Raw genomic sequence first — 5114 nt, forward strand, 5'->3', positions numbered from 1 at the left:
GACGGTGCCCTGAGCCATGCCTAACTCCCCTATTACTGGCCCTTGCACAGATCCACACTTCGCGGATCCGGGTCAGACCTCACCCCCCAACGGTTGGGGGCGTGCGCCGGAACGCGTCGACCGCGGCTGAATGTATCTGCCCAACTGCCGTCTGCAACAGGTCAATCGGACGAGAAATCTGGACGCCACGGGCCCGGAATATGGCGAGAATTCATCTGCATTCAGGGCAAGTCGGGTCACACAAAGGGCACAAATGCCGCGCGAGAGGCCCACACTTTGGCTACATCCAGTCGGGCGTACGGCAGGAATTCAGGGTTCTCGATCAGTGGATCGGGAGCGCGTTCCCCAACTCTACCGTGCTCAACCCCATGGAATTGCCCCCTCCGCATCTCTCACGGAGGGGGCAGTGCGATGAGCTCTCGGTCACCGGAGTTACTGGCGGTAAGAATCAGCCGCCGGCGACCGCCGGGATGATGGAGACGCCCGCGCCGTCCGGGGTGGCCGTCTGCAGGCCCTGCTCGAAGCGCACGTCGTCGTCGTTGACGTAGACGTTGACGAAGCGGCGCAGCTTGCCCTGGTCGTCCAGGACCCGGGCGGCGATCCCGGTGTGGTTCTTCTCCAGGTCCTCGATGACCTCGGCGAGGGTCGCGCCCTCGGCGGTGACCTCGGCCTGTCCGCCGGTGTAGGTGCGGAGGATCGTGGGGATGCGGACGGTCACACTCATGCGAGGCCAGCCTCTCGGAAGGAGTCCAGGGTCGGGCGGATGGTGGCGGTCAGGCCGGTGCCGGCCACCGCGTCGAGGGTCTTCAGGCCGTCGCCGGTGTTGAGCACGACGGTGGTCTTCGCCGGGTCGAGGAGGCCGTTCTCGATCAGCTTGCGCGTCACGCCCACGGTCACACCGCCCGCGGTCTCGGCGAAGATGCCCTCGGTCCGGGCGAGCAGCTTGATGGCGTCCACGACCTGCTCGTCCGTCACGTCCTCCACGGCACCGCCCGTACGGCGTGCGATGTCCAGGACGTACGGGCCGTCGGCGGGGTTGCCGATGGCGAGCGACTTGGCGATGGTGTTCGGCTTCTGCGGCCGGACGACGTCGTGGCCCGCCTTGTACGCGGTCGACACCGGCGAGCAGCCCTCGGCCTGCGCGCCGAAGATCTTGTACGGCCTGTCCTCGACCAGTCCGAGCCCGATCAGCTCCTGCAGACCCTTGTCGATCTTCGTGAGCTGCGAGCCGGAGGCGATGGGGACGACGATCTGGTCGGGCAGCCGCCAGCCGAGCTGTTCGCAGATCTCGTACGCCAGGGTCTTGGACCCCTCCGCGTAGTACGGCCGCAGGTTGACGTTGACGAAGCCCCAGCCCTCGCCGGCCGGGTCGCCGATCAGCTCGGAGCAGAAGCGGTTCACGTCGTCGTAGTTGCCCTCGATGCCGACGAGCTCTCCGCCGTAGACGGCGGCCATGACGACCTTGCCCTGCTCCAGGTCGTGCGGGATGAACACGCAGGAGCGGAAGCCGGCGCGCGCGGCGGCGGCGCCGACGGCGCCGGCCAGGTTGCCGGTGGAGGAGCAGGACAGGGTGGTGAAGCCGAAGGCGCGGGCGGCCTCCAGGGCCTGGGCCACGACCCGGTCCTTGAAGGAGTGCGTCGGGTTGCCGGAGTCGTCCTTGACGAACAGGCCACCGGTGACGCCGAGTTCGCGGGCGAGGTTGTCGGCCTTGACGAGCTTGGTCCAGCCGGGGTTGAGGTTCGGCTTGGTCGCCACGTCCGCCGGGACGGGCAGCAGCGGCGCGTAGCGCCAGATGTTCGCGGGGCCCGCTTCGATCCGCTTGCGGAGCTCCTCGGTGTCGTGGGCCGAGAAGTCGTAGGCGATCTCCAGCGGGCCGAAACACTCCTGGCAGGCGAAGACCGGGCCGAGCGGTACGCGGTGACCGCATTCGCGGCAGGAGAGCGCCGCGGCGGGACCCAGGTCGACGGGGGAGGCGGCGGTGTCGGTGGTGCTTGCGACGGTCTGCACAGCCATGTGAGGCGAGGCCCTTTCTCCTCATCTTCCTCACGACGCATCTCGCCGTGAGACGGATTTGGCACCTTCCCTAGCCGGGGAGCCTCGCGATCTACGAGACCGGCTGGAGGGTTGCCGGGGCTTCATCGGGCCGTGTCCCTCTGCCCCTCTGGATGAGCGGTATGTGGTTGTTCTGCGTGTGTCCGCGCGACGACCCCCGGCATGCGCGGGTCATCGGCGTTGTTCAAGACTGTAACCGAAGGCCAGGGCAGTTGAGACAGCCGTCCGTACCGCGAGATGGATCACAAAGGAGCCACCGACCGTGCTGGAAGAAGTCGAGCGCTGGCTGAGCGCGCGCTCCTGGTCCGTGGCAGACCGCACGCTTCCCCAGATCATGGCCGCCAAGCACGCCACCGGCCAGTCGGTCAGCGTGGTGCTGCCCGCGCTCAACGAGGAGGCGACCGTCGGCGACATCGTCGCGGTGATCCGTCGGGACCTGGTGCGGCGGGTCCCGCTCGTCGACGAGATCGTGGTCGTGGACTCCGGGTCGACCGACCGCACGCCGGCGGTGGCCGCGGCGGCGGGCGCCCGCGTCGTCCACCGCGACGAGATACTCCCCCGCATCCCGGCCGTGCCCGGCAAGGGCGAGGTGCTGTGGCGCTCGCTGCTGGTCACCGGCGGGGACATCGTCTGCTTCGTCGACGCCGATCTGCGCGAGTTCTCCGCCGACTTCGTCTCCGGCATCGTGGGTCCGCTGCTCACCGACCCGGACGTGCACCTCGTCAAGGCCATGTACGACCGCCCCCTGACCGTGTCCGGCGGCTCCGCCTCCGGCACGGGGGCGGCCGGTCAGGGCGGCCGGGTCACGGAGCTGATGGCCCGCCCGCTGCTCAACATGCACTGGCCGCGGCTGGCCGGCTTCGTCCAGCCCCTCGGCGGCGAGTACGCGGCCCGCCGCTCCCTGCTGGAACGGCTCCCCTTCCCCGTCGGCTACGGCGTGGAACTCGGCATGCTGGTCGACGCCCTGCACCTGGTCGGCCTGGACGCCCTCGCCCAGGTCGACGTCGGCGTCCGCATCCACCGCCACCAGGACGGCCAGGCCCTCGGCCGCATGGCCGCCGCGATCTACCGCACCGCCCAGCTCCGGCTGGCCCGCGGCCACCTGATACGGCCCGCGCTCACCCAGTTCGAGCGGGCCGGCGACACCTTCGAGCCGCGGACGTACTCGGTGGACACGGAGGAACGGCCGCCCATGGCGGAGATCGCGGAGTACCGGGCGCGGAGGGTGGCCTGAACAAACCCCGCGGTATACGGCCGAGCCGTACGTTTGAGCGTTCGGAGGGCGGGCTAAGTTGAGGTCTATGGCTTCCACGCAGGCTGTTCAGGGTGCTCAGGTGCTGGTCGCGTCGAACCGCGGACCCGTCTCGTACACGGTGGACGAGGACGGTTCGCTGCGGGCCAGACGGGGCGGCGGCGGACTGGTGTCCGGGCTGTCGGCGATCGGTCCGGAGGCGGGGGCGCTGTGGGTGTGCTCGGCGCTGTCCGACGGCGACCGCGAGGCCGTGCGGCGCGGGGTCGGCGAGGACGGCGTGCGGATGCTGGACATCCCGGCGGACGTGCACGCCGACGCGTACAACGGGATCGCCAACTCGGTGCTGTGGTTCGTGCACCACATGCTGTACCAGACCCCGCTGGAACCGGTCTTCGACGCGGAGTTCCGGCGGCAGTGGGCGTCCTACGAGACGTACAACCGCGCCTTCGCCGAGGCGCTGGCCGAGGAGGCGGCGCCGGGAGCGGCGGTGCTGGTGCAGGACTACCACCTGACGCTGGTCCCCGGGATGCTCCGCGCGCTCCGCCCCGACCTGCGGATCGGTCACTTCTCGCACACGCCGTGGGCGCCTCCGGAGTACTTCCGGATGCTGCCCGACGACATCGCCGGCCAGGTGCTGCGCGGGATGCTGGGCGCCGACCGGCTGGGCTTCCTCACCCGCCGCTGGGCGGACGCGTTCACCGCGTGCTGCGAGCGGTTCGCGGACGGCCTCGGGGACACGCGGATCGGCGTGCACGGGCTGGGGGCCGACGCGGACTTCCTGCGCGCCCGGTCCCACGAGGCGGACGTCGAGGAGCGGATCGTCGCGCTGCGGGAGGAAATCGGCACGGCTCCCGACGGCGGCGCGCGCAGGACGATCGTCCGGGTCGACCGGACCGAGCTGTCGAAGAACATCGTGCGCGGTCTGCTGGCGTACCGGCAGCTCCTGGAGGACCACCCCGAGTGGCGCGAGCGGATCGCGCACGTCGCCTTCGCCTACCCCTCCCGGCAGGACCTCGCCGTGTACCGCGACTACACCGCCGAGGTGCGGCGGGTCGCGGAGGAGATCAACGAGCGGTACGGGACGCCCGGCTGGCGGCCGGTCGTGCTGCACCTCGAGGACGACTTCGCGCGCTCGCTGGCCGCGTACCGGATCGCGGACGTGGCCCTGGTCAACCCGGTCCGCGACGGCATGAACCTGGTCGCCAAGGAGGTGCCGGTCGTCTCCGACGCGGGCTGCGCGCTGGTGCTGTCGCGGGAGGCGGGCGCCCACGAGGAGCTGGGCGAGGACGCGATCACCGTCAACCCGTACGACGTCGTCGAGACGGCGCGCGCCCTGCACGAGGCCCTGACGACGGGCCCGGAGGAGCGGGTCGAGCGCAGCAAGCGCCTGGCCGCGGCGGCGACCGCGCTGCCGCCGGCGCAGTGGTTCCTGGACCAGCTGAACGCGCTGCGGGAGGGGACGCCCGGCTGACCTGAACCGGGGAGGACCGCCCGGTACGGCCGGTCACACAGGCGTACGGGCGCCGGGGCGTGGATAGGTTGGCGGTATGGGCAACCCTACGGATTCCACGGACCCGAACGCCAAGGACCCCGGTGCCGCCGACCGCCTGCCGGCGCCCGCCACGCGGGCCGGGCGGGAAGGGCTGGACGCGCTTCTCGCCCGGCCGGGGCGGGCGCTGATCGCCCTCGACTTCGACGGGACGCTCGCACCGATCGTGCCCGACCCGGAGCAGGCCCGCGCGCACCCCGACGCGGTGCCCGCTCTCGCCGCGCTCGCCCCGAAGGTGGCGGCCGTCGCGGTCGTCACCGG

The 5114-nt window shown here is 71.0% G+C and carries 4 protein-coding genes, 1 pseudogene and 1 riboswitch; of the genes and pseudogenes, 3 read left to right on the plus strand and 2 right to left on the minus strand.

The features are described 5' to 3' along the window. Positions 1–448: 448 nt before the first annotated feature. Positions 449–724 carry a MoaD/ThiS family protein gene (locus RIM90_RS30485; protein ID WP_309063974.1) on the minus strand — a complete coding sequence of 92 codons (276 nt, stop codon included), beginning with the start codon at positions 722–724 and terminating at the stop codon, positions 449–451. Next, positions 721–2013, minus strand: a complete 1293-nt coding sequence (gene thrC, locus RIM90_RS30490) for a threonine synthase (RefSeq protein ID WP_309063975.1) — start codon at positions 2011–2013, stop codon at positions 721–723. Before thrC ends, RIM90_RS30485 begins: the two co-directional genes overlap by 4 nt. A gap of 18 nt (positions 2014–2031) precedes the next feature. Then, positions 2032–2172: riboswitch (SAM riboswitch) on the minus strand. 142 nt (positions 2173–2314) lie between these two features. Here thrC and RIM90_RS30495 point away from each other — a divergent pair. From RIM90_RS30495 to RIM90_RS30505, 3 genes and pseudogenes are all read left to right on the plus strand, one after another. Next, the gene (locus RIM90_RS30495; protein WP_309063976.1) at positions 2315–3286 is read left to right on the plus strand and encodes a glucosyl-3-phosphoglycerate synthase; all 972 of its coding nucleotides are present in this window, start codon (positions 2315–2317) and stop codon (positions 3284–3286) included. Positions 3287–3353: 67 nt separating this feature from the next. Continuing rightward, positions 3354–4775 (plus strand): trehalose-6-phosphate synthase, encoded by a 1422-nt coding sequence (locus RIM90_RS30500; protein ID WP_375165617.1) that lies wholly within the window; start codon positions 3354–3356, stop codon positions 4773–4775. A gap of 76 nt (positions 4776–4851) precedes the next feature. Further along, positions 4852–5114 (plus strand): annotated as a pseudogene (locus tag RIM90_RS30505) (trehalose-phosphatase); the annotation flags it as partial.

Origin of the sequence: Streptomyces sp., assembly GCF_031181555.1 — a bacterium.
In the GTDB taxonomy this organism is placed as follows: Bacteria; Actinomycetota; Actinomycetes; order Streptomycetales; family Streptomycetaceae; genus Streptomyces; species Streptomyces fimbriatus.